The organism is Streptomyces sp. NPDC058812 (assembly GCF_042744565.1).
Classification (GTDB): domain Bacteria; phylum Actinomycetota; class Actinomycetes; order Streptomycetales; family Streptomycetaceae; genus Streptomyces; species Streptomyces thinghirensis.
In genome coordinates, this window is record NZ_JBHYOB010000002.1 from 25,395 (window position 1) to 45,899 (window position 20,505).

General features: G+C 72.6%; 20 protein-coding genes. 9 read left to right on the top strand and 11 right to left on the bottom strand.

The features are described 5' to 3' along the window. Positions 1-44: 44 nt before the first annotated feature. The 3 genes from ACFW48_RS04130 to ACFW48_RS04140 all read right to left on the bottom strand — a co-directional run bounded on the left by ACFW48_RS04130 (position 45) and on the right by ACFW48_RS04140 (position 3,690). Positions 45-506 carry an NUDIX domain-containing protein gene (locus ACFW48_RS04130; protein WP_386310307.1) on the bottom strand — a complete coding sequence of 154 codons (462 nt, stop codon included), beginning with the start codon at positions 504-506 and terminating at the stop codon, positions 45-47. Next, the gene (locus ACFW48_RS04135) at positions 503-2,041 is read right to left on the bottom strand and encodes an ATP-dependent DNA ligase (RefSeq protein ID WP_386310309.1); all 1,539 of its coding nucleotides are present in this window, start codon (positions 2,039-2,041) and stop codon (positions 503-505) included. The genes ACFW48_RS04130 and ACFW48_RS04135 overlap by 4 nt, the downstream gene beginning before the upstream one ends. A 686-nt stretch (positions 2,042-2,727) precedes the next feature. Next, complete coding sequence (locus ACFW48_RS04140; RefSeq protein WP_386310311.1) at positions 2,728-3,690, bottom strand: NAD(P)/FAD-dependent oxidoreductase; 963 nt, start codon at positions 3,688-3,690, stop codon at positions 2,728-2,730. Positions 3,691-3,752: 62 nt separating this feature from the next. On the opposite strand from ACFW48_RS04140, the gene ACFW48_RS04145 reads away from it, so the two are divergent. The 6 genes from ACFW48_RS04145 (at position 3,753) to ACFW48_RS04170 (ending at position 9,083) form a co-directional block, all read left to right on the top strand. After that, positions 3,753-4,331 (top strand): helix-turn-helix domain-containing protein, encoded by a 579-nt coding sequence (locus ACFW48_RS04145; protein ID WP_386310312.1) that lies wholly within the window; start codon positions 3,753-3,755, stop codon positions 4,329-4,331. A gap of 145 nt (positions 4,332-4,476) precedes the next feature. Further along, the gene (locus ACFW48_RS04150) at positions 4,477-5,457 is read left to right on the top strand and encodes an NADPH:quinone oxidoreductase family protein (protein WP_386310314.1); all 981 of its coding nucleotides are present in this window, start codon (positions 4,477-4,479) and stop codon (positions 5,455-5,457) included. Beyond that, on the top strand, positions 5,454-6,635 hold the full coding sequence (locus ACFW48_RS04155; protein ID WP_386310316.1) for an acyl-CoA dehydrogenase family protein: 1,182 nt from the start codon (positions 5,454-5,456) through the stop codon (positions 6,633-6,635). The genes ACFW48_RS04150 and ACFW48_RS04155 overlap by 4 nt, the downstream gene beginning before the upstream one ends. Then, positions 6,632-7,720 carry an acyl-CoA dehydrogenase family protein gene (locus ACFW48_RS04160; protein WP_386310318.1) on the top strand — a complete coding sequence of 363 codons (1,089 nt, stop codon included), beginning with the start codon at positions 6,632-6,634 and terminating at the stop codon, positions 7,718-7,720. The genes ACFW48_RS04155 and ACFW48_RS04160 overlap by 4 nt, the downstream gene beginning before the upstream one ends. Before the next feature lie 188 nt (positions 7,721-7,908). Continuing rightward, entirely contained in the window at positions 7,909-8,772 is an 864-nt protein-coding gene (locus ACFW48_RS04165; protein ID WP_386310319.1) for a phosphatidylinositol-specific phospholipase C/glycerophosphodiester phosphodiesterase family protein, read from the top strand. A gap of 116 nt (positions 8,773-8,888) precedes the next feature. Next, complete coding sequence (locus ACFW48_RS04170; protein WP_386310321.1) at positions 8,889-9,083, top strand: hypothetical protein; 195 nt, start codon at positions 8,889-8,891, stop codon at positions 9,081-9,083. Between the two features lie 33 nt (positions 9,084-9,116). On the opposite strand, the gene ACFW48_RS04175 is transcribed toward ACFW48_RS04170, so the two are convergent. Next, positions 9,117-9,485, bottom strand: coding sequence for a DUF779 domain-containing protein (locus tag ACFW48_RS04175; RefSeq protein ID WP_386310323.1), 369 nt, complete (start codon positions 9,483-9,485; stop codon positions 9,117-9,119). Between the two features lie 123 nt (positions 9,486-9,608). Here ACFW48_RS04175 and ACFW48_RS04180 point away from each other — a divergent pair, with 123 nt between their 5' ends. Continuing rightward, on the top strand, positions 9,609-10,082 hold the full coding sequence (locus ACFW48_RS04180; RefSeq protein ID WP_386310325.1) for a MarR family winged helix-turn-helix transcriptional regulator: 474 nt from the start codon (positions 9,609-9,611) through the stop codon (positions 10,080-10,082). 126 nt (positions 10,083-10,208) lie between these two features. Beyond that, positions 10,209-11,810 (top strand): MFS transporter, encoded by a 1,602-nt coding sequence (locus ACFW48_RS04185; protein ID WP_386310327.1) that lies wholly within the window; start codon positions 10,209-10,211, stop codon positions 11,808-11,810. Positions 11,811-11,864: 54 nt separating this feature from the next. Here the strand turns inward: ACFW48_RS04185 and ACFW48_RS04190 are convergent, their stop codons facing one another. The 6 genes from ACFW48_RS04190 to ACFW48_RS04215 form a co-directional block, all read right to left on the bottom strand. After that, the gene (locus ACFW48_RS04190) at positions 11,865-12,254 is read right to left on the bottom strand and encodes a luciferase family protein (protein ID WP_386310329.1); all 390 of its coding nucleotides are present in this window, start codon (positions 12,252-12,254) and stop codon (positions 11,865-11,867) included. Between the two features lie 135 nt (positions 12,255-12,389). Continuing rightward, positions 12,390-13,472: a lytic polysaccharide monooxygenase gene (locus ACFW48_RS04195; protein WP_386310331.1), complete on the bottom strand. Its 1,083-nt coding sequence runs from the start codon at positions 13,470-13,472 to the stop codon at positions 12,390-12,392. Positions 13,473-13,683: 211 nt separating this feature from the next. Beyond that, entirely contained in the window at positions 13,684-14,823 is a 1,140-nt protein-coding gene (locus tag ACFW48_RS04200) for a cellulose binding domain-containing protein (protein WP_386310332.1), read from the bottom strand. Between the two features lie 223 nt (positions 14,824-15,046). Continuing rightward, positions 15,047-16,084 (bottom strand): LacI family DNA-binding transcriptional regulator, encoded by a 1,038-nt coding sequence (locus ACFW48_RS04205; protein ID WP_386310334.1) that lies wholly within the window; start codon positions 16,082-16,084, stop codon positions 15,047-15,049. Between the two features lie 129 nt (positions 16,085-16,213). Next, positions 16,214-17,383: an AAA family ATPase gene (locus ACFW48_RS04210; RefSeq protein WP_386310336.1), complete on the bottom strand. Its 1,170-nt coding sequence runs from the start codon at positions 17,381-17,383 to the stop codon at positions 16,214-16,216. Between the two features lie 349 nt (positions 17,384-17,732). Continuing rightward, positions 17,733-18,836 (bottom strand): MerR family transcriptional regulator, encoded by a 1,104-nt coding sequence (locus ACFW48_RS04215; RefSeq protein ID WP_386310338.1) that lies wholly within the window; start codon positions 18,834-18,836, stop codon positions 17,733-17,735. A gap of 218 nt (positions 18,837-19,054) precedes the next feature. Between ACFW48_RS04215 and ACFW48_RS04220 the strand changes: the two genes are divergently transcribed. After that, entirely contained in the window at positions 19,055-19,447 is a 393-nt protein-coding gene (locus tag ACFW48_RS04220) for an SgcJ/EcaC family oxidoreductase (RefSeq protein ID WP_386310340.1), read from the top strand. A 48-nt stretch (positions 19,448-19,495) separates the two neighbouring features. Here the strand turns inward: ACFW48_RS04220 and ACFW48_RS04225 are convergent, their stop codons facing one another. Next, positions 19,496-20,488 (bottom strand): LacI family DNA-binding transcriptional regulator, encoded by a 993-nt coding sequence (locus tag ACFW48_RS04225; protein ID WP_386310342.1) that lies wholly within the window; start codon positions 20,486-20,488, stop codon positions 19,496-19,498. Positions 20,489-20,505 lie beyond the last annotated feature (17 nt).

Sequence of the window (20,505 nt, forward strand, 5' to 3'; positions counted from 1 at the left end):
ACGGGTCCCGCGGGTTGCCGTCCCGAGGTCCTCGTCGCTTCTCGTCAGTGCGAGTGCTCAGCCAGCCGGTCGAGAAACGCGGCCTGCGCCTTCACGATCACCTCACGGGCCCGGCCCACCGTGAACCACGCCACCCGGTCCAGCTCGGGGAACTCCTCGATCCGTCCCGACCTCGGCGGCCACTCCATGCGGAACGTGCCGGGGACGACCGTCGCCGGATCGAGGTCCGCCTCGACCGCCCACACCGTGACGACCTTCCCGCCGGCCTGCCGGACCTCGCCGAGCGGAACGGCCTCGCCGTCCGGCGGCGGCAGCCCCAGCTCCTCCTCGAACTCCCGCCGGGCCGCCTCCCAGGCGGGCTCGGCGGGGTCGTACTCGCCCTTGGGCACGGTCCACGCGCCGGCCTCGCGCCGGGCGTGGAAAGGGCCGCCCATGTGGCCGAGGAGTACCTGAAGGTCCTGGTCGGGGCCGCGCCGGTGCAGCAGGAGGCCCGCGCTGCGCTTCACGGGGCCGTCTCGGGGTGCGCGGCGAGCAGGGTTTCCACCGTGTCCGCCTCCTGGGGGCGCTTGTCCTCCCGGTAGCGGACCACGCGGGCGAAGCGGAGGGTGACGCCGGCCGGGTAGCGGGTGGAGCGCTGGAGGCCGTCGTAGGCGATCTCGACGACGAGTTCGGGGCGTACGGTCACGCCCCAGCCGTGCTCCTCGACGGCCAGCTCGCTCAGCCGCTCCGTCTGCCAGGTCAGCAGCGCGTCGGTCATGCCCTTGAAGGTCTTGCCCAGCATGGCGAACGAGCCGTCGGCGGTGCGGGCGCCGAGGTGGAGGTTGGAGAGCTTGCCGGTACGGCGGCCGTGGCCCCACTCGGCGGCCAGTACGACCAGGTCGAGTGTGTGGACGGGCTTGACCTTCAGCCATGCCGCGCCGCGCCGGCCCGCGCTGTAGGCGGCGTCGAGCCCTTTGACCACGACGCCCTCGTGGCCGCGTCGCAGCGTCTCGGCGAGGAACTCCTCGGCGGCCTCCGTCTCCTCGGGTCCGGGCACCAGCGTGCGCCGCACCCGGGTCGGCTCGGGAACCAGCCGGGCCAGCCGCGCGTGCCGCTCGGACAGCGGCAGGTCGAGCAGGTCGTGGCCGTCGACCGACAGCGCGTCGAAGAACACGACGGAGACGGGCACCGCCCGCGCGGCCGTGGCCACGTCCGCGCGGGAGCCGACCCGCCCGGCGGTCTCCTGGAAGGAGCGGGGGCGTCCGCCCTCGTCGAGGGAGATCACCTCGCCGTCCAGGATGAACCGCTCGCCGGGCAGTGCGAGGGCGGCGGCGGTGACCTCCGGGAGCCGGTCGGTGATGTCGTCCAGGGTGCGGGTGTAGAGCCGGACGGTGTCGCCGTCCCGGTGTACCTGGACGCGGATGCCGTCCAGCTTCTCCTCGACGGCCGCCGCGCCGAGCTTGCCGACCGCCTCGGCGACCGAGGAGGCGCTGTGGGCGAGCATCGGCAGGACCGGTCGGCCGACGGTGAGCCGGAACCGTTCCAGGGCGCCGGGCCCGTCGGCGAGCAGGGCCTCGGCCACCGTCTGCAGGGAGCCCGCGAGCATCACCGCCCGCCGTACGTCCGCGGGCGGGGCGTCGGTCGCCGCCGCCAGACCCTCGACGGCGGCCGCGTCCAGGGCGCCCTGCCGGACCTCTCCGGTGAGCAGCCCGATCAGGAAGCGCTGCTCGTCCTCGGTGGCCGCGCCCATCAGCTCGCCGACCAGACGCGTCCGCTCGGCCTGCGAACCGGCGCCGGACACCGCACCGAGCCGTGTGAGCCGGGCGTCCACCTCACGCACGGTCAGGGTCGGCTCGGCGGCCGGCGTGACCGGGCGGCTGAGCACCTTCCAGCCGACGCCGATCCGGCCCTGGGGGAGCCGTCCCGCCAGATACGGGATGACGACCGGCACGTCCGCCGCCTCCGCCTCCCGGAACAGCTCCGCGAGCAGGGCGGTCTTCCGGGACCGCGCCGAGGTGGCGGCGACCTCCCGGGACACGTGGGCCAACCGGGCAAGCAGCATGCAGCCATGGTGCACCGGAGAGAGCGGGGACACACCCCGCAGGTGGCCCGGCTCGGCGGTCCGTCTCGGCGGCCCGCTTCGTCGGCCCGTCCGTCTGGTCGGCCCGTCTCGCCCGTCCGTCTCGTCGGCCCGTCTCGTCGGCCCGCGCGGGGGCCGTCGGGGCGCCCGCGCCTTCGGCTGTCCGGGGCCTTCGGTCGTCCGGCGCCCCCCCGCCCCACCGCCGAGCACCCGCGTCGTCCGGGCGGAGGACCGCCGGGCCGTCCCTCGCATCCGCCCGGCGGGCCGGTGGTGCGCCGGGCGGATGCCATCTGGCGGACCGTGCCGTGGCCGCCGCGGCTGCCGTGCCGGGTGTGCCGCGGCTGGGGGCGCCCTGGGACGTGTGTGGGGTCCGTCTGTGGTGTCGGTGTCGTTCGGCGGGGGGCATTGGGGGCGGGCCGGTGGTTAGGCGTTGGGGATGGGCTGGCGGGTGGCCGTTTGGGGCGGGCCGGTGGGTGGCCGTTGGCGTTCTTCGCGCGGTCCGTGCCGTGGCCGCGCGGTGTCCGGCGTGCCTGCTCCTACGGCGGAAGGGCGTGGGAGTGAACCCGCCCCCTCTCCTACGGCGGAAGGGCGTGGGAGCGCGAGCCCGCCCCTCTTCCCACGCCGATCCGGCACCGCGGCGCCCCCGCGGCCCTCTCGGTCGGCGGCCCCTAGCCCGAGATGGCCGCGTCCAGGTCCGACATGATCAGGTCGCCGACGATCGCCGTCGCCGCGCGGTAGCCGCCGCTCGCCGCGTGGACGACCTGCTCGGCGAACCCCATCGCGTTGCCCGCGGTCCACACGCCGGGCACGGTGGTCCGGCCCGTCGGGTCCACCACGGGGTACGCGCCGAACGGGGTCTCCTGCAGCTCGGCGCCCAGCCGCTCCATCAGGCCCGTCTGCGGTACGGCCTTGGGGCCGACGAACACGACCGAGCGGTCGTGGGCCGTGCCGTCCGCCAGCCGGACCCCGGTGAGCCGGTCGTCCTCGACCCGCAGGCCCGCGACCTCGCCGGGCACGACCTTGACTCCGGCCGCGGCGAGCCGGCGCAGGTCGTCGTCGGTCAGTTCCTCCTCGGCGACCGTGTGCAGGAAGAGGGTCACGTCGTCCGACCACTGGGACACCATCAGCGCCTGGTGCACGCTGAGCGGGCCGGTGGCGAGGACGCCGAAGCGCTCGTCGCGGACCTCCCAGCCGTGGCAGAACGGGCAGTGCAGCACGTCCCGGCCGAACCTCTCGGCGACACCGGGCACCGCCGGCAGTTCGTCCTTGAGCCCGGTCGTGACGATCAGCCGGCGGGCGTGCACGGTCCGCCCGCCGACCAGCTCCACGGCGAAGTCCGCGCCCCGCGTCACGTCCACCGCCCGGTCGCGGACGAGTTCCACGCCGTACCGCGCGATCTCCTCCCGGCCGAGCGCCAGGAACTCGGCCGGCGACATGCCGTCCCGGGTCAGGTAGCCCTGCATGTGGTCCGAGGGCGCGTTGCGCGGCTCACCGGCGTCGACGACCAGGGTGCGCAGCCGCGCGCGGCCCAGGACGAGCGCGGCGGACAGTCCGGCCGCACCGCCGCCGACCACCACGACGTCGTACTTCTCGGTCAGGTCCTTGTTCTGGGTCACGGTGACCACCTCCACGTAGAAGGTCGCTCGGACACTACGGGATTGACAAATACATTTGCCGGTTCTGCAATAAGGGCATGACTGCAGACGATGTTCTCGCCGGTGTCGGGCCGAGGCTCCGCCAGGTGCGCAAGGAGCGCGAGGTGACCCTGGCGGCGCTGTCCGAGACGACCGGCATCTCGGTGAGCACCCTGTCGCGGCTGGAGTCGGGCCTGCGCAGGCCGAGCCTCGAACTGCTGCTCCCGATCGCCCAGGCCCACCAGGTGCCGCTGGACGAACTGGTCGGCGCCCCGCCGGTCGGCGACCCCCGGGTGCGCGCCAAGCCGATCGTGCGCCACGGCCGCACCCACTGGCCGCTCACCCGTCAGCCGGGCGGGCTCCAGGCGTTCAAGGTGCTGGTGCCCCAGCGCGAGGAGGACCACCCGGATCCGCGGACCCACGAGGGGTACGAGTGGCTCTACGTCCTCTCCGGCCGGCTGCGGCTCGTGCTCGGCGACCACGACGTGGTGCTGTCGGCGGGGGAGGCCGCCGAGTTCGACACCCGGGTGCCGCACTGGTTCGGGTCGACGGGGGAGGGGCCGGTGGAGTTCCTCAGCCTGTTCGGCCCGCAGGGGGAGCGCATGCATGTGAGGGCGCGGCCCGCAGCGCAGGCGTGACGGCCCGCCCGGCCGCGTCGCGCGCCCGTCGTGACGGCTCACCGGTCGTGACTCGACGACTGCCGTCAAGCTGTTCCCTGATTGGCAAGCGACCGCTTAGTATGCGAGTGACCCGGTCGGACGACGCAGTCGGTGGAGGCCCCGCATGCAGGCATGGCAGGTGCACGAGAACGGCGAGCCGGGCGAGGTGATGCGCCTCGCGGACGTGGCGCCGCCGACGCCCGGCGAGGGCCAGGTCCTGCTGAGGGTCCGCGCCGCGAACATCAACTTCCCGGACGCACTGATGTGCCGGGGCCAGTACCAGGTCAAGCCGCCGCTGCCGTTCACGCCGGGCGTGGAGATCTGCGGCGAGACCGAGGACGGGCGCCGCGTCATCGCCAACCCCGCGCTGCCGCACGGCGGCTTCGCCGAGTACGCCGTCGCGGACGCCCGCGCCCTGCTGCCCGCGCCGGACGCCCTGGACGACGCCGAGGCCGCCGCCCTGCACATCGGCTACCAGACCGGCTGGTTCGGCCTGCACCGCCGGGCCCGGCTGGAGGCCGGCGAGACGCTGCTCGTCCACGCTGCCGCCGGAGGGGTCGGCAGCGCGGCCGTGCAGCTCGGCAAGGCCGCCGGCGCCACCGTCATCGGTGTCGTCGGCGGCCCCGAGAAGGCGGCCGTCGCCCGCGAGCTGGGCTGCGACGTGGTCGTCGACCGGCACGGCGAGGACGTCGTCGCCGCCGTCAAGGAAGCCACCGGCGGCCGGGGCGCCGACGTGATCTACGACCCGGTGGGCGGCCAGGCCTACGCCCAGTCCGCCAAGGCCGTCGCCTTCGAGGGCCGGATCGTCGTCGTCGGCTTCGCGAGCGGCACGATCCCCAGCCCCGCGCTGAACCACGCCCTGGTGAAGAACTACGCGATCCTCGGCCTGCACTGGGGCCTGTACAACACCAAGAACCCGGGGCTGGTCCAGCACTGCCACGAGCAGCTCACCGGGCTGGCCGCACGGGGCGCCATCAAGCCGCTGGTGAGCGAGCGGGTACCGCTCGGCGGGGCCGCCGACGCCGTGCAGCGCGTCGCCGACGGCAGGACGACCGGCCGGGTGGCCGTCGTACCGGAACAGCTGGAGAAGGGAGCCGCCGCATGACCGACGCAGCGGAACTGCGCCGTCGTACGAAGGAGCTGCTGGCCGCGCACCCACCGGCCGGCACCGAACGCCTGGACTTCCTCCGGGCCCGGTTCGACGCCGGACTGGCCTGGGTGCACTACCCGGAGGGCCTCGGCGGACTCGCCGCACCCCGCTCCCTCCAGGCCGTCGTGGACGCCGAACTGACGGCCGCGGGCGCCCCCGACAACGACCCCCGGCGTATCGGCATCGGCCTCGGCATGGCCGCCCCGACCATCCTCCAGTACGGCACCGAGGAGCAGAAGCGCCGCCTCCTGCGCCCGCTGTGGACCGGCGAGGAGGTCTGGTGCCAGCTCTTCAGTGAGCCGGGTGCCGGCTCCGACCTGGCCGCGCTCGGTACACGGGCCGTCCGGGAGGGCGACGACTGGGTCGTCAACGGACAGAAGGTGTGGACGTCCAGCGCGCACCTCGCCCGCTGGGCCATCCTCATCGCCCGCACCGACCCGGACGTGCCCAAGCACCGGGGCATCACCTACTTCGTGTGCGACATGACCGACCCCGGGGTCGAGGTCCGGCCGCTGCGCCAGATCACCGGTGAGGCCGAGTTCAACGAGGTGTTCCTCAGCGACGTCCGCATCCCCGACTCCCGCCGCCTGGGCGAGACCGGCGACGGCTGGCGGGTCGCCCAGACCACGCTGAACAACGAACGCGTCGCCATCGGCGGCACCCCGATCCCCCGCGAGGGCGGCATGATCGGCAAGATCGCCGCGACCTGGCGGGAACGCCCCGAACTGCGCACCCACGACCTGCACCAGCGGCTGCTGGGCCTGTGGGTCGAGGCCGAGGTCGCCCGCCTCACCGGCGTACGCCTGCGCCAGCAGCTGGTGGCCGGCCAGCCGGGCCCCGAGGGCGCCGGCATGAAGCTCAACTTCGCCCGCCTCAACCAGGAGATCAGCGGCCTGGAGGTCGAACTCCTCGCCGAGGAGGGCCTGCTGTACGACGACTGGACCATGCGCCGCCCCGAGCATGTGGACTTCACCGGCCGCGACGCCGGGTACCGCTACCTGCGCTCCAAGGGCAACAGCATCGAGGGCGGGACCAGCGAGGTCCTGCTGAACATCGTCGCCGAGCGCGTCCTGGGCCTGCCCGCCGAACCGCGCACCGACAAGGACGTCGCATGGAAGGATCTCGCCCGATGAGCGCACAGTCGGAACCCGGTCTTCTCTACTCGGAGGAGGAGGAGGCGCTGCGCGCCGCCGTCCGGGACCTGCTCACCGACCACTGCGACCCGGCGGGCGTCATCACCCGCACCGAGTCGGCCACCCCGCACGACGTGTCGCTGTGGAAGGCCCTCGCCGACTCGATGGGCCTCGCGGGCCTCCTGATCCCCGAGGAACTGGGCGGTCAGGGCGCCACGCACCGGGAAGCCGCGGTCGTCCTGGAGGAGCTGGGCCGCGCGGTCGCGCCGGTGCCGTACCTGACGAGCGCCGTCGTCGCCACCGAGGCGCTGCTGGCCTGCGGAGCCGACGACCTGCTCACCGAGCTGGCGTCCGCGACCAGTGTCGCCGCCCTCGCCGTCGGCCTGCACGTCGCGCCGGGCGGCGCCGTCCCGCACGTACGGCTCGAAGGTGGGCGTCTGCACGGCGAGTTGACCGGGATCGCCGACGCGGCCGTCGCCGACGTGCTGCTGGTGCCGGCGGACGGCGGGGGACTGTACGCGGTACGTGCCGCCGACGTGACCGTCACTCCGCAGGTGTCCCTGGACCTGACCCGGCCGGTCGCGCGCGTGACCCTCGACGGCGTCTCCGGGCACCGGCTGGGTGACGCCGAAGCCGCCGTACGACGCGCCTTGCGGGCCGGCGCCGGGCTGCTCGCCTCCGAGCAACTCGGCCTCGCCGACTGGCTGCTGACCGAGACGGTCCGCTATCTCAAGGAGCGCAAGCAGTTCAACCGCCAGGTCGGCGGATTCCAGGCGCTCAAGCACCGGCTCGCCGGGCTGTGGCTGGAGGTCGCGGGTCTGCGCGCCGCCGCCCGCAACGCGGCCGACGCGCTGGCGACCGGCGAGGACACCGAGGTGGCCGTCGCCGTGGCACAGGCGTACGCCGGCCAGGTCGCCGTCCACGCCGCCGAGGAGGCGCTGCAACTGCACGGTGGCATCGGCATGACGTGGGAGCACCCGGTCCACCTGTACCTGAAGCGGGCCAAGGCCGACTCGATCGCCTACGGCGCGGCGGGCACCCACCGGGAGACGCTGGCCGAACTGGTCGACCTCCGCGCACCCTGACGTCCGTCCGTCCATCCTGTCCGGGCGATGCCCGTCCCACCGGGGGCGGGCATTTTCCGTGCCCGTCACCGAGGCGAAATGAACGACCGGCGGCGCGCCGGCCAACTCCGCGCACGGCTCTGCTTCCTGGCGGCCTCGGGACCGCATACTCACAGGCGTCCCGTACGGCACTTCCAGGGAGGCAGAGCATGGCCCTCACCACCCGACGCAGAGCCCTCACCACACTCGGCGCCGCCCTCGCGGGCGCGGTAGCCCTGCCCGCCGGCACCGCGCTGGCCGGCGAAGGCAGGCACGGGCCGCGCCCGTTGTGGCGCGCCCACGCCCACAACGACTACGAGCACCCCCGCCCCCTCCTCGACGCCCTCGACCACCGCTTCGGCAGCGTCGAGGCCGACATCCACCTGGTCGGCGGCCAACTCCTCGTCGCCCACGACCCCGAGGACCTCGACCCGTCCCGCACCCTGGAATCCCTCTACCTCGACCCCCTCGCCGCCCGCGTCCGCGCCCACCACGGCCGGGTGTACCGGCGGGACCGCCGCGCCCTGCAGCTCCTGATCGACATCAAGACCGAGGGATCGTCGACGTACCTCGAACTCGACCGCCATCTGCGGCGCTACCAGCACCTGTTCACCACCTACGCCCACGGACGGGTGTTCCCCGGTGCGGTCACCGCGGTGATCTCCGGCGACCGGGCGGCCCGCGCGCCCATGGAGGCCCAGCGCACCCGCCGCGCCTTCTACGACGGCCGGCTCACCGACCTCGGCAGCTCCGCACCGGCCTCCTTCGTCCCGCTGATCAGCGACAACTGGACACTCAACTTCACCTGGCGGGGCGTGGGCGCCTTCCCGGCGGCCGAGCGGCGCAGGCTGAGGGACATCGTCGACGCGGCGCACTCCCGCGGACAGCGGGTGCGGTTCTGGGCCACGCCCGACGTGGCGGGCCCCGCACGGGACGCCGTATGGGCCGAACTGCTCGCCGCCGGCGTCGACCACCTCAACACCGACGACCTCGCCGGTCTCGAGGCGTTCCTCGACGCGCACCGGGACGCGTAGGACACCGGCGGGAACACCACTCGTTCGGAGGACAGGTCAGCCGCCCGGACGAACCCTCCGCTACGCCACACTTGCGGCCGAACGCCGCGAAGTGGACGTGGCGGAGGAGGTTGACGATGGCCGTTTCCATCTCTGTGGTGCTGTTGCTGTCCGTCCTGGCGGTGATCTTCCTGCGCAACGGCGGGCTGAAGGTCTCGCACGCAGTGGTGTGCCTGCTGCTCGGCTTCTACCTGGCGAGCACGAGCATCGCCCCGACCATCAGCAGCGGACTGACCGCGACGGCGGACATCGTGGGCAGCCTCAGACCGTAGACGTAGACGTAGACCGTGCCGCTGGGCGTACCGCTAGGCGCCCACGATCCGTGAGCGGATGAGGAAGCGCACTCCCTCGGGCGCCTCCAGCGAGAAGCCGCTGCCCCGGCCGGCGACGACGTCCACGATCAACCGGGTGTGACTCCACGCCGCGTACTGGCTGCGCGACATCCAGAACTCCACCGGCTCCTCGACGCCCTCGACGACCAGTTCGCCGAGCAGGACGTCCGCGTCGCCGGTGCGGAACTCGCCGGCCGGGTAGCACATGGGCGCGCTGCCGTCGCAGCAGCCGCCGGACTGGTGGAACATCAGCGGCCCGTGCGCCTCGCGGAGCCGCCGCAGCAGTACGGCGGCCTCGGGGGTCAGCTCGACGCGGGGGGTCTCCTCGTATGTGTCGCCCATGGCGCGCATCCCAGCACGGGGAAGGTTGCGAGTGCGTTGCGCGGGGTGGGCGGCCTGCCGGTGTCCGTGTCGGCGGCGTTTGCTCCTTTGACATACCTATCTTCTTATACCTATTATCCTCGGGTGACCGACTCCAGCACCCCTCGCCGGGACATCGACCGTCTGGCCTCCGGCCTCGCGGCGTGCCTTCCCGCGCTGCACCGGGCGCTGGACCGACAGGTCACCGCCCAGTACCCGCACCCCAAGCCCCCGGAGGGCCAGCTCGCGCTGCTGCGGTTCGTCGCCCGGCGCGAGGGTGCCACGGTGCGCGAGGCCGCCGAGGCCCTGCTGATGAAGCCGAACAACGTCAGCGCCCTGGTCTCCCAGCTCACCGAGCAGGGCGACCTGGAGCGCAGGTGGGACAGCGCCGACAAGCGGGTCGCCCACCTCCACCTCACGGCCACGGCCCGTGAGCGGCTGTCCGAGGTGCGGGAACTGGAGACCGCGTTCATCCGCCACGCCCTGACCTCCCTCACCGAGGGCCAGCAGGGCGCGCTCGGCTCCGCCCTGGACGCCCTCGACGCGCTGACGCGGCACCTCCACCCCGCCGCCCGCTGACCGGGCGGGGACCAGGCCTTCCCGCCGGCCGCGGGCACACCGTCGTGCCCGCGGCCGGCCCGCCGTGCGCCCGTGGGCCGCCCCGCCCCCGCACCACCCCCAGAACCTGGAAAAGAAGGCTCATCCATGCCGTCCACGTCCGTGGATCACTCCACCACGCCCGCGGCCGAGACCGCCCCACCGTCGGCCGGCCGCCGGCGGCCCAAGCGGTCCAACCCGTGGCTGACCCTCCTCGCCGTCGCGTTCGGACTGTTCATGGTCCAGCTCGACGGCTCCGTCGTCGCCATCGCCAATCCCGCGATCGGCAGCGACCTGCACGCGTCGACCGCCGAGCTGCAGTGGGTGACCAACTCCTACCTGCTCGCGCTCGCCGCCACCCTCATCCTGGGCGGCAAGCTCGGTGACCGGTTCGGCCGGCGCACCTACTACCTCGTGGGCGTCGCCGGCTTCACCCTCGCGTCGGTCGCCATCGGCCTGTCCTCCTCGATCGAGGGCGTGGTCGCCTTCCGCGCCCTCCAGGGCGTCTTCGGCGGACTGCTGATGCCCAATACCCTCGGCCTGCTCCGCTCCGTGTTCCCGCCGAAGAAGTTCGGCATGGCCGTGGGCATCTGGGCCATGGTCTCCGCGGTCGCGACGGCCCTCGGGCCCATCGTCGGCGGCCTCCTCGTGGAGCACGTCAACTGGGAGTCCGTCTTCTACATCAACGCCCCCATCGGCGTCCTCGCCATCGCCTTCGGCGTCCTCGTCCTCCCGGAGAGCCGCAACGCCGGCGGGCGGGAACGCTTCGACATCCCCGGCCTCGTCCTGCTCGCCCTCGGCCTGCTGGCCGTGGTCTTCGGCGTCGTCAAGGGCGAGACCTGGGGCTGGACCTCCGCCGGCACCCTGGGCGCCGTGGCCGCCGGACTGGTGCTCCTGCTCGTGTTCGGCTGGTACGAGACCCGCGTCGAGCACCCGCTGCTGCCGATGCGCCTGTTCCGCAGCCGAGCGCTGACCATCGGCGCGATCATCACCGCGCTGAACTTCTTCGTCATGCTCGGCGTGATCTTCTTCGTCATGCTCTACCTGCAGAACGTGCGCGGCTTCACGCCGGTCGAGGCCGGCGTGCGGACGCTTCCGCTCAGCCTCGCCTCGCTGGTCGCCTCCCCGCTGGGCGCGGCACTGACCCAGCGCTACGGGCCCCGGCTGACGATGCCGCTGGGCATGCTGCTCCAGGCGGCCTCCTGCTTCGGAATGCTCACCTGGCAGACCGACTCCTCCTACACCACGATGTGGCCGCCGTTCATCGCACTCGGCCTCGGCGTCGGCATGGTGATGTCCGCCTCCTCCGACGCGATCGTCGGCAACGCCCCCGTCCGGGACGGCGGTGTGGCCGGCGGTCTGCAGGCGACGACCCTGCAGATCGGCGGCGCGCTCGGTACGTCCGTGCTGGTCTCCCTGATCAGCGGCAAGGTCGGTGCCACACTCACCGGGGAGCTGACCGGCGCGGGCGTGCCCTCGGCCGTGGCCCACGGTCTGCAGGAGGCCAAGGACGCCGTGGCGATGGGCGTGGCGCCCGTCTCCGGCGACATGCCGGCCGGCCTGCGGGCCGCCGTGGTGGAGGGCAGCGGACAGGCCTTCATGAACGGCGTCCACGTGGCCGTGATCGTCACCGGCACCCTCTGCGTGCTCGGCGCGGTCCTCGCCGCGACCGGTATCCGGCGCGGCGCGGAGCAGCCGGCGGACCGCTGAGGCGGTGAGCGGCGGTGCCCCCCTTCAGGTGCGGGGCACCGCCGTCGGTGCGGCTCAGAGGTCGCCGACCGTGGAGCGGGGGAGCACCGTGACACGGTGGAAGTTGCACTCCGAGGGCAGGTCCGCCGGGGGACGCGTCTGATGCGCCTTCAGCGCGATGCTCACCAGGCTCAGCAGCAGGTCGACGTCCGCGTCGCAGTCCAGGTGCACGGTCACCCACCGGGAGCCCGGGACCATGCGGATGGCACTGGAGCCGCCGAGGTCGTACTGGAAACGCTGGATGGCCCGGTGGGTGAGGTGGAGGTCCACGTCCCGGTCCGAGTGGAAGTGGACGATCTCGTCGCGGACGGAGCGCAGCGCCCGTCCGGTTCCGCAACTGGCCGGACCCGAGATGAGGTCGGGCCAGGCTTGCAGCCGCTCAAAGGCGCGCTGGGCCAGAGTCATGGCCCCATCGTCGCCCGATCACCGCGCCGCAACCAGAGGTTGAGCGATTTGTAACCGGCACGTGAGGTCGGAACACCCACCGGAGACCCGGGGGAGGCGCCGCGCCCGGTCGCGCGGCGCCTCCCTCCGGTCGCGCTACGGCGCCACGCAGCCGATCGTCCCCACGGGGAAGTCGTTGCCCGTGGACGTGGCGGTGAAGCCGAAGGACACGCTGCCGTCCGGTGGAATGACGCGGTTGTGGTCCACGTTCCGGACCGTGACCGTGCCATCCGTGCCGCTGGACAGCGAGCCGTTCCACACACTGCTGAGCGTTGTCCCGTTGCCCGGCTGCCACCCTACGGCCCAGCCGTTCAGCGGCTCCGTCCCGTGGTTCATCACCTCGACGGAGCCCTGGAAGCCGCCGCTCCAGGAGTTCTCCACGTTGTAGACGGCCATGCAGGAACCGGAGTGCGTGGGCGGCGGGGTCGTCGGAGGCGGGGTCGGCGTCGGCGTGCCGCCCGAGCCGCCGATGCCGGTCACCTCGCCGTTGCCGCCGTCGAAGACGACGTCCGAGCAGGAGAAGAAGTTCTCCTGGCTGTCCGAACGCACCCACTGCATGAAGATCAGCGCGTCACCCGAGCGGCCCGACGGCAGCGCCAGATCCCAGTAGTAGTGGCCTCCGTCGGCGCCCGCCGAGCCCTGCTGGGGCGGGTTGGTCACCGTCTGGATCAGCTCCAGGTCGTCCCAGCCCAGTTCGGACGTGGGCGACCAGCCCGGCTTGGTCAGATAGACCCGGAAGTCACCCGGGTGGGCCGCCCAGTTGCTGTAGTTCACCTGGATCGTCGAGCCGGAGGTCAGGTGCGTCCGGGGCCAGTCGGCGCGGGCGGCATTGTAGGCGGAGAAGTCGTACGGTGACCGGTCACCGGCGCTGCACAGGGTGCCGTCCGGCACGTAACCGGCGCCGCGCCCGCCCGCGTTGGAGTCGAGTACGGCGAACCAGTTGTACAGCGCCGTCGCGCCGCTCTGGTCGAGGGCGTTCTGACAGGCCGGGTTCGTCGGGTCCAGGGCGCCGGTGCCGGTCCTGGCGTCCAACTGGCAGAGATAGGTGCGTGAGCCCGGCATCATCGCCACGCCGTGCGCGTCGGCCCGCCCCTGCCCGAGCAGGAAGGTCACGCCGAGCGCGCCGAGCAGGGTGGCCAGTACCGCCGCGAGAGAGATGTATCTGCTGCGTCGAGCCATAGGGGTCTCCTGTTTCCGGGTGCTGGGTCTTCGGGTCCTTTGGGTCTTCAGGTCCTTTGGGTCTTCGGGTCCGCTTGGTCTTCGGGTCCTTCTGGACCCTCCGGCTGTTCATGATCAGTTCATGACAATCATGGAACCCTCGCCCGTCCGGGGAGTGCGGGTCGACCGGACGGGCGAGGGGGGCGTGGGGGCCGTGGTCCGTGCGCGGCCGCTAAGCCGTGGTGCAGGGCGCGTCGTTCATGCGGAAGCCGTCCGGCTCGGCGAACGCGCCGCTGTAGGCGCCCTGGAAGCCGAACGTCTGGCTGTCGCCGGGAGCGATCCGGGCGTTGTGCCCCATGCCGATCGCCGTGACCGTGCCGGTGGACGGGGTGACGGAGGCGTTCCAGGCGTTGGTGATCCGCTGGCCGGAGGGCAGGGTGAAGGCGAGCTGCCAGCCGTCGACGGGGGCCGCGCCGGTGTTGGTGACGGTGACGTCCGCGGTGAAGCCGTTCTGCCAGACGTTCGTGCCGTACGCCACCTCGCACGCCGCCGGGTCGCCGGGGTCGCCGGGGTCGGGGTCGCCCGGGGTGCCGCCGGTCTCGACGGTGGACGAGAAGGAGTTGACGGCCAGCCCGGCGCCGTTCTGCCACGGCTCGAAGCCGGCCTGAACACTCGACAGGTACCAGTCGTCTCCGGCGAGTCCGCGTGCCACGGTCGCCCGGACGAAGTCCATGACGTCGAAGCTCCAGTCGGTGACGGCCGAGGGGGCGACGAAGGACAGCACGTCATTGGAACCGTTGCTGCCGGTCCACACCTCCCAGGTCCGTCCGCCCACCGCGGCCGTGCCGACCTGGGAACCGATGGGCTGGATCGGGCCCATCCTGTTGAACCAGATCATGATCTCGGTCTGGTTCACCCCGTCCGTCCGGGGAGTCGGGTCCAGCCATATGTCGTACGAGGCGTTGTAGACGGCGTCGCCGACAAAGCCGTACGAGATGCTGGAGGGTGCCTCGGAGATGGTGTCGAGCCGGGCGGGGAGATTGGTGCCCGGCGAACAGGTCGTGTAGTGGCAGCCGTTGAAGACCGACGGATACGACTTCGGGGCCCCGTTCGTGGGTGCCGAGCCGTCGGCCTGGGTGACCCGGAAGCCGGTGTCGGTGGCGGTGACGCACTGGGTGGCGCTGGAGCCCCAGCGGTTGTTCTGGACGATGTACCGACCCTGGATCGTCGTCGTCCCGAACGGTTCGCAGATCGTGGTGTCCGCCTGGGCCGGCGCCGCCGCGGTCATGAGTGACGCGACGACCGCGAGGGTCGCGAGCAGCGCGCCTAAGAGGCCGCGCGGGGTACGGACTTGGGGCCGTAACGGTCTCATGGGGGCCTCTTCGGGGGGTGCGGGGGAAGGCTGGGGCCGGGGCGGGAGCGCTCCCAACTCCCCACTGATGGGAGCGCTCCCACTTACCGGTTGCGGGTGACTGTAGAAGCGGTTCATGTTCCTGACAAGGCTGTGCGCGCGGGAGTTGTCGAAAGAATCTCGAAGCCCCAGGTGGGAGACGTCTGGCCGGGAGCGCTCCCGGCGGTCATCTCGGCCGGGTCGATCAGGCGGAGTCCCGGAGTACCAGTTCCGTGTGGAGGATGACGTGCCGCCAGGCGACGGGGGAGTCCTCCAGCGAGTTCTCCATCTCCTCCAGCAGCAGCCGCACCATCGTGCGGCCGATCTCCTCCAACGGCTGCCTGACCGTCGTCAGCGGCGGATCCGTGGGCCGGGCCGGCTGGAAGTCGTCGAAACCGATCACCGCGACGTCCTGCGGCACCCGCCGTCCCGCAGCGCGCAGCGCGTGCAGCGCCCCGGCGGCCATGGTGTCCGAGGCGGCGAAGACCGCGTCGAGCTCCGGGTGGCGGGCGATCAGATCGGTCGCCGCCCGCAGCCCGCTCTCCTCCGTGAAGTCGCCGCACTCGACGACCAGCGAGGACCTGACCTCGACGCCCGCCAGTTCCAGGGCCTCGCGGTACCCGCGCAACCGGCACTGGGCGACGTACATGTCGAGCGGACCGCTGATGGCCCCGATCGTGCTCCGGCCGCCGTTCAGCAGGTGCGTGACCGCGCCGCGCGCGCCGCCGGCGTTGTCGGCGTCGACGTAGGTGATGCCCTCGTCGCCGGAACGCCGCCCCAGCATGACGGTGGGCAGCCCCGCCTTGGCGAGCATGTCCGGCAGCGGGTCCTCGGCGTGCACGGACATCAGCAGCACGCCGTCGACCCGGCCGCCGCGCGCGTACTCCACGAAGCGCTGCCGCTCGGTGTCGGTGCGGACAAGGGTGAGCAGCAACTGCACCGGGGTGTCGGTGAGGGCGTCGCCGACCGCATGGACGATCTCGGTGAAGAACGGCTCCCCGAACAGCCGCCAGTCCGGCTCCGTCATGACCAGCGCGATGGCGTCCGCGCGGTGCCCGGCCAGGGTACGTGCCGCGAGGTTCGGGACGTACCCCAGTTCGGCGATGGCCTGCTGCACGGCACGGCGCGTCGACTCCCGTACGCCGACCGCGTTGTTGATGACCCTCGAGACGGTGCCCCGCCCTACACCGGCGCGGGCGGCCACCTCCTCCAGCGTCGGCGTACCGGGACGCTGCCTGCCCATGTCCACCTCCCGCCACGAGATCATCCGATACTACGGTGGTCTGCTCGGCTCGGCGGGCAGATCGCGAGGGAGAGGAGAGGAGAGGAGAGGAGGGGAGAGGAAGGAGGAGGACGAGGAGCCGGACACGGGTCAGCCCCCCAGGACCGTGCGCAGGTCCCACAGGGTCCGCCAGGTGGCCGAACCCTGCTCCGCGCGCCGCCGGACCGGGCCATCCCAGTAACCGCGCAGCCGCGCCGCGTCGGCGGGGTCGTCCTTGCGTACCACGCCGAGGAGATGCCCCGGGAGCAGCCCCAGCACGTCGCGGTCGCCCGGGAAGTACGCCGCGGCCAACCCGAGCGCGCCCGCGACGGACACGGCCTCCGCGGTGCTCATCACGGTGGACGGCCGCTCGACCTCCCAGCCCTCCGTCGAACGGCCCTCGCGCAGGTCGCGAAACGCGGTGACCAGGGCGTCAAGGACAGCCTCGTCGACCCGGAACTGCGCGCCGGCCCGTTCGACGGAGGCCCGCGCCTGGCTGCGGACCAGCGCCGTCTCGGCGTCGAGGTCCGGGATGGGACCGACCGTTTCGAAGTTGAAGCGCCGCTTGAGGGCGGCGGACATCTCGGAGACGCCCTTGTCGCGCAGGTTCGCGGTGGCGATGAGATTGAAACCGGGTGCGGCGTGGGCCAGGGCGTCACCGGAGCCCGAGAGTTCGGGGATCGCGATGCGTCGCTCGGAGAGCAGGGAGACCAGCGCGTCCTGCACCTCCGGCAGACAGCGGGTCACCTCCTCGACGCGGGCGATGCCGCCCCGGGCCATCGCCGTCAGGACCGGGGAGGGCACGAGTGCCTTCCGGCTGGGCCCCTGGGCCAGCAGCAGGGCGTAGTTCCAGCCGTACTTGAGCTGGTCCTCGGTCGTGCCCGCCGTGCCCTGCACGACCAGGCCGCTGGTGCCGCACACGGCGGCCGACAGCAGCTCGGACAGCATGGACTTGGCCGTGCCGGGCTCGCCGACGAGCAGCAGGCCGCGCTCGCCCGCGAGGGTGACGACGCATCGCTCGACCAGCGCGCGGTCGCCGACGAACTTGCCCCGCACCACCAGACGGCGCGGCACGCCCTCGGGTGCCTCGGCGTCCTCGGGCAGCCGCAAACCCCGGTCGTCGCTGCCCATGACGAACGTGACGACGGCCCGGGGCGTGAGCCGCCAGGCGGGCGGGCGCGGTCCGTCGTCGTAGGCGGCGAGGAAGGCCAGTTCGGTGGCGTACCGATCCTCGGGCGGCACGATCTGGCGGGCGGGCTCGGGGGAGAGGGTGGTGGTCATCGACGGATCTTCCGGTGGGCTCGGACAGCGGTCATGGCCGGCTCGTGCGGTGGGCGACCGCGAGTTCGGCCGGCACCCACTTGGGGCCGGAACCGACTTGGGGCCGGTACCGACTTCGACCGGCACCGACTTCGACCGGTACCGACTCGGGCCGCCGCCCGGCGGCCTTGCGGCACACCACCTTCCCGTCCTCCGGGGCGACTTCGTAGTCCCCGGCCGTCGCCCACCTCATGAGAGCCCCCCCGCACCGCAGTGATCAAGTGCTGGAAACTCTAGGCCCGCCCACTGACAACGCCGCGCGTGCCAAGGGCCGCCTGTGGAAACGACGGCCGGTGGCAAGCGGCCGCCGTCAGTCGTCCAGGCGGACCGGCATCAGCAGTGAGAACGTCGTCTCGTCGTCCGTCCGGCGGATCGCGAGGGGAGCCGTGGGGGCGCCGAACTCCAGGACCAGCCGGTCCCGGCCCCCGGCGGCGAGCGCGTCCAGCAGGAACCCGCGGTTGACGGCGACGTTGGTCGGGTCGTCGTCACCGTCCTCGCAGACGGTCACCGTGCCGTCGTCGGCCACCCGGAGCACACTGAGGTCGTGCGACGTGCCACCCTGTCCGCGCCCCTCGCCCTCCTGCGCCGCCTCGCTCGCGCGGACGGGACCGGTCTCCAACGCCTTCCGGAAGGCGGGCACGTCGATGAGGGCACGTCGTCCGGAGGGCAGGTGGACGAGGCGGCGGTAGTCGGGGAAGTCGTGGGCGAGGCACTGTCCGGCCGCCTGACGGTCCCCGGCCTCCAGCGTCACCCGGTCACCGTCCACGGTGAAGCCGACGGGCTCGTCGTCGCTCAGCAGCGCGCGCATCGCGTCGGCGAGCGGGGCGGGCACGAGGACCCGTGCCCCCGGCCCGCCGGGTCCGGCGACACCCGCGCGCGCGACGGCCATCCGGTACCGGTCGGTGGCCACGAGGTGGAGCGCGTCGCCCTCCACGTCGAACAGGACCCCGCCGAGCATCGGCAGTTCGGGGTCGGCACCGACCGCGAAACGGACCGCGTCCAGCGCGGCGGCCAACTCCGACGCGGGGACGGACAGGCGGAAGGTGGCAGTGGACGGCGAAGCGGCCATGGGGTTCTCCCTGTGATCGAGTGTTGCTCGGAGCGTGGAGAACTCGCTGCGGGCATCGGCCAGCCCCAGTTCGAGACGGCGCAGGTGCGCCTGGAGAAGCCCGCGCACCAGATCCGTGTCCGCACTGGACCAGCCGGCCAGCACCAGCCGGATGTCCGCCAGCGGCATGCCGGACCGCCGCAGCCGGGCCAGCAGCCGGGCGTCGTCCAGTTGTTCGGGTGCGTACCAGCGGTAGCCGCTCACCGGATCCACCCAGGCGGGGACCAGCACACCGGCACGGTCGTAGAACCGCAGGGCGCTCACGCCCAGGCCGCTGTCGCGGGCCATCTCCCCAATGCTGCGCATCTCGCTCTCCACGTCCGCAACCCTGAGCCCTTGACCAGGTCGAGGGTCAATTCCGGCCTCGGCCGCGGCGGCCCCCTGTGTCGGCGTCAGCACGCCGCAGCCCGCCACCGCACGCCACCGCCGTGTCCCGGTCCGCCCCGGCCGCCCGCCCCCGCCCGTGCCCTCTCTGCCGCTCGGCCCTTGACCTCAAGCATGCTCGAGGTCCCAGAGTGGCCCGTATGAACACCGACACCGCAGACATCAAGGCCATCGAGCAGGTCGTGGCCACCGTCGAGCGCACCCAGCGTGCCAAGGACGCCGAGGGATTCCTCGCCCTCTTCCACTCCGACGCCCTCTGGACGACCGGCCACGGCAAGGTCCTGCTGGGCTTCGACGCGATCGCCGAGTTCACCCGTGCCGTGCTGCCCGGCTCCGTCTGGGACGGTGACGTCACCTACAAGGTGGTGCACATCCAGTTTCTGCGGCCCGACGTGGCGGCCGTCAAGGTCAGGCAGGTCTACCACTCGGCCGAGGGGGACACGGAGGGCGCGCCGCTGTACGTCATGACCAAACAGGACGACGGGAGCTGGCTGTTGCATGCCTGCCAGAACACCGAAGTCCGGGCCGACTAGCTAGGGGAAGTCGCCGGTCGACCATGGGCCGCCGGGACCGGCGCGCCGTCATCCCCGGCGAGGCGGAGGCGCGGTGCTCTTCCGCACGACGAGCTGGGTGGGGACGAGCCGTGTGCCGTGTTCCGGATCGTTCTGCCGCACCTGGTGCAGGACACCTTCCACGCAGCGGCGGCCGACCTCGGCGAAGTCCTGGTGCACCGTGGTCAGTGGGGGCAGGAACGAACCGGCCTCGGGAATGTCGTCGAACCCCACGACGGACACGTCCTCGGGGACCCTGCGGCCGCGCTCGTGGAGTGCGCGCAGGAGGCCGAGAGCCATCTGGTCGTTGGCGGCGAACACCGCGGTGCAGTCCTGCTGCTCTGCCAGGTGGAGCCCCGCGCGGTAGCCCGACTCCGCCGACCAGTCACCGCGTACGAGGGGCGGCGGCTTGCGGCCGGCGGACTCGAGCTCGGTGCGCCAGGCGTCCGTTCGGCGCTGGGCGGCGAACGATTCCTCGGGACCGGCGAGGTGCCAGACCGTGCGGTGCCCCAGTTCGAGCAGGTGGCGCACCGCGTCCCGCGTCCCGCCTGCCTGGTCGGTGTCGACCACCGTGAAGCGGTCCCCGGCGTCCGAGTCCGCGACCACGACTTTCACGTGCGGCGGCAGGGACAGCTGGGCGGCGTCAAGGAGGTGGACCTCCATGATGACGATGACAGCATCGACCGCCAGCTCGCCCAGCCGGGAAAAGGCACCGCGCACCTCGTCCTGGGTGGGTACCGCGACCGGCAGGAGCGTGACCGCGTACCCCTCCTGTGCGGCCGATGTGGCGATGGCCTCCAGTGTGCGCACGTTGCCCGTCGTCGCGAGCGTGAACGTGATCACGCCGATCGTGCGGAACTCTCCGCGCTTGAGAGCGCGCGCCGCACTGTTGGGGCGGTAACCGAGCTCCTTCATGGCCGTGAGGACTTGTCGACGCGTCTGTTCGTTCACGCCGGGGAAACCGTTGGAGACGCGGGAGACCGTCTGCGAGGAGACGCCCGCGAGCTGGGCGACGTCCGCCATCGACACGGTCCGCCGAC

Coding starts and splice junctions, on each gene's coding strand:
- ACFW48_RS04135 (WP_386310309.1), bottom strand. CDS start 2,041: ATGCTGCTTGCCCGGTTGGCCCACGTGTCCCGGGAGGTCGCCGCCACC.
- ACFW48_RS04145 (WP_386310312.1), top strand. CDS start 3,753: ATGACTGCAGACGATGTTCTCGCCGGTGTCGGGCCGAGGCTCCGCCAG.
- ACFW48_RS04150 (WP_386310314.1), top strand. CDS start 4,477: ATGCAGGCATGGCAGGTGCACGAGAACGGCGAGCCGGGCGAGGTGATG.
- ACFW48_RS04155 (WP_386310316.1), top strand. CDS start 5,454: ATGACCGACGCAGCGGAACTGCGCCGTCGTACGAAGGAGCTGCTGGCC.
- ACFW48_RS04160 (WP_386310318.1), top strand. CDS start 6,632: ATGAGCGCACAGTCGGAACCCGGTCTTCTCTACTCGGAGGAGGAGGAG.
- ACFW48_RS04165 (WP_386310319.1), top strand. CDS start 7,909: ATGGCCCTCACCACCCGACGCAGAGCCCTCACCACACTCGGCGCCGCC.
- ACFW48_RS04170 (WP_386310321.1), top strand. CDS start 8,889: ATGGCCGTTTCCATCTCTGTGGTGCTGTTGCTGTCCGTCCTGGCGGTG.
- ACFW48_RS04175 (WP_386310323.1), bottom strand. CDS start 9,485: ATGGGCGACACATACGAGGAGACCCCCCGCGTCGAGCTGACCCCCGAG.
- ACFW48_RS04185 (WP_386310327.1), top strand. CDS start 10,209: ATGCCGTCCACGTCCGTGGATCACTCCACCACGCCCGCGGCCGAGACC.
- ACFW48_RS04190 (WP_386310329.1), bottom strand. CDS start 12,254: ATGACTCTGGCCCAGCGCGCCTTTGAGCGGCTGCAAGCCTGGCCCGAC.
- ACFW48_RS04195 (WP_386310331.1), bottom strand. CDS start 13,472: ATGGCTCGACGCAGCAGATACATCTCTCTCGCGGCGGTACTGGCCACC.
- ACFW48_RS04200 (WP_386310332.1), bottom strand. CDS start 14,823: ATGAGACCGTTACGGCCCCAAGTCCGTACCCCGCGCGGCCTCTTAGGC.
- ACFW48_RS04205 (WP_386310334.1), bottom strand. CDS start 16,084: ATGGGCAGGCAGCGTCCCGGTACGCCGACGCTGGAGGAGGTGGCCGCC.
- ACFW48_RS04210 (WP_386310336.1), bottom strand. CDS start 17,383: ATGACCACCACCCTCTCCCCCGAGCCCGCCCGCCAGATCGTGCCGCCC.
- ACFW48_RS04215 (WP_386310338.1), bottom strand. CDS start 18,836: ATGCGCAGCATTGGGGAGATGGCCCGCGACAGCGGCCTGGGCGTGAGC.
- ACFW48_RS04220 (WP_386310340.1), top strand. CDS start 19,055: ATGAACACCGACACCGCAGACATCAAGGCCATCGAGCAGGTCGTGGCC.
- ACFW48_RS04225 (WP_386310342.1), bottom strand. CDS start 20,488: ATGGCGGACGTCGCCCAGCTCGCGGGCGTCTCCTCGCAGACGGTCTCC.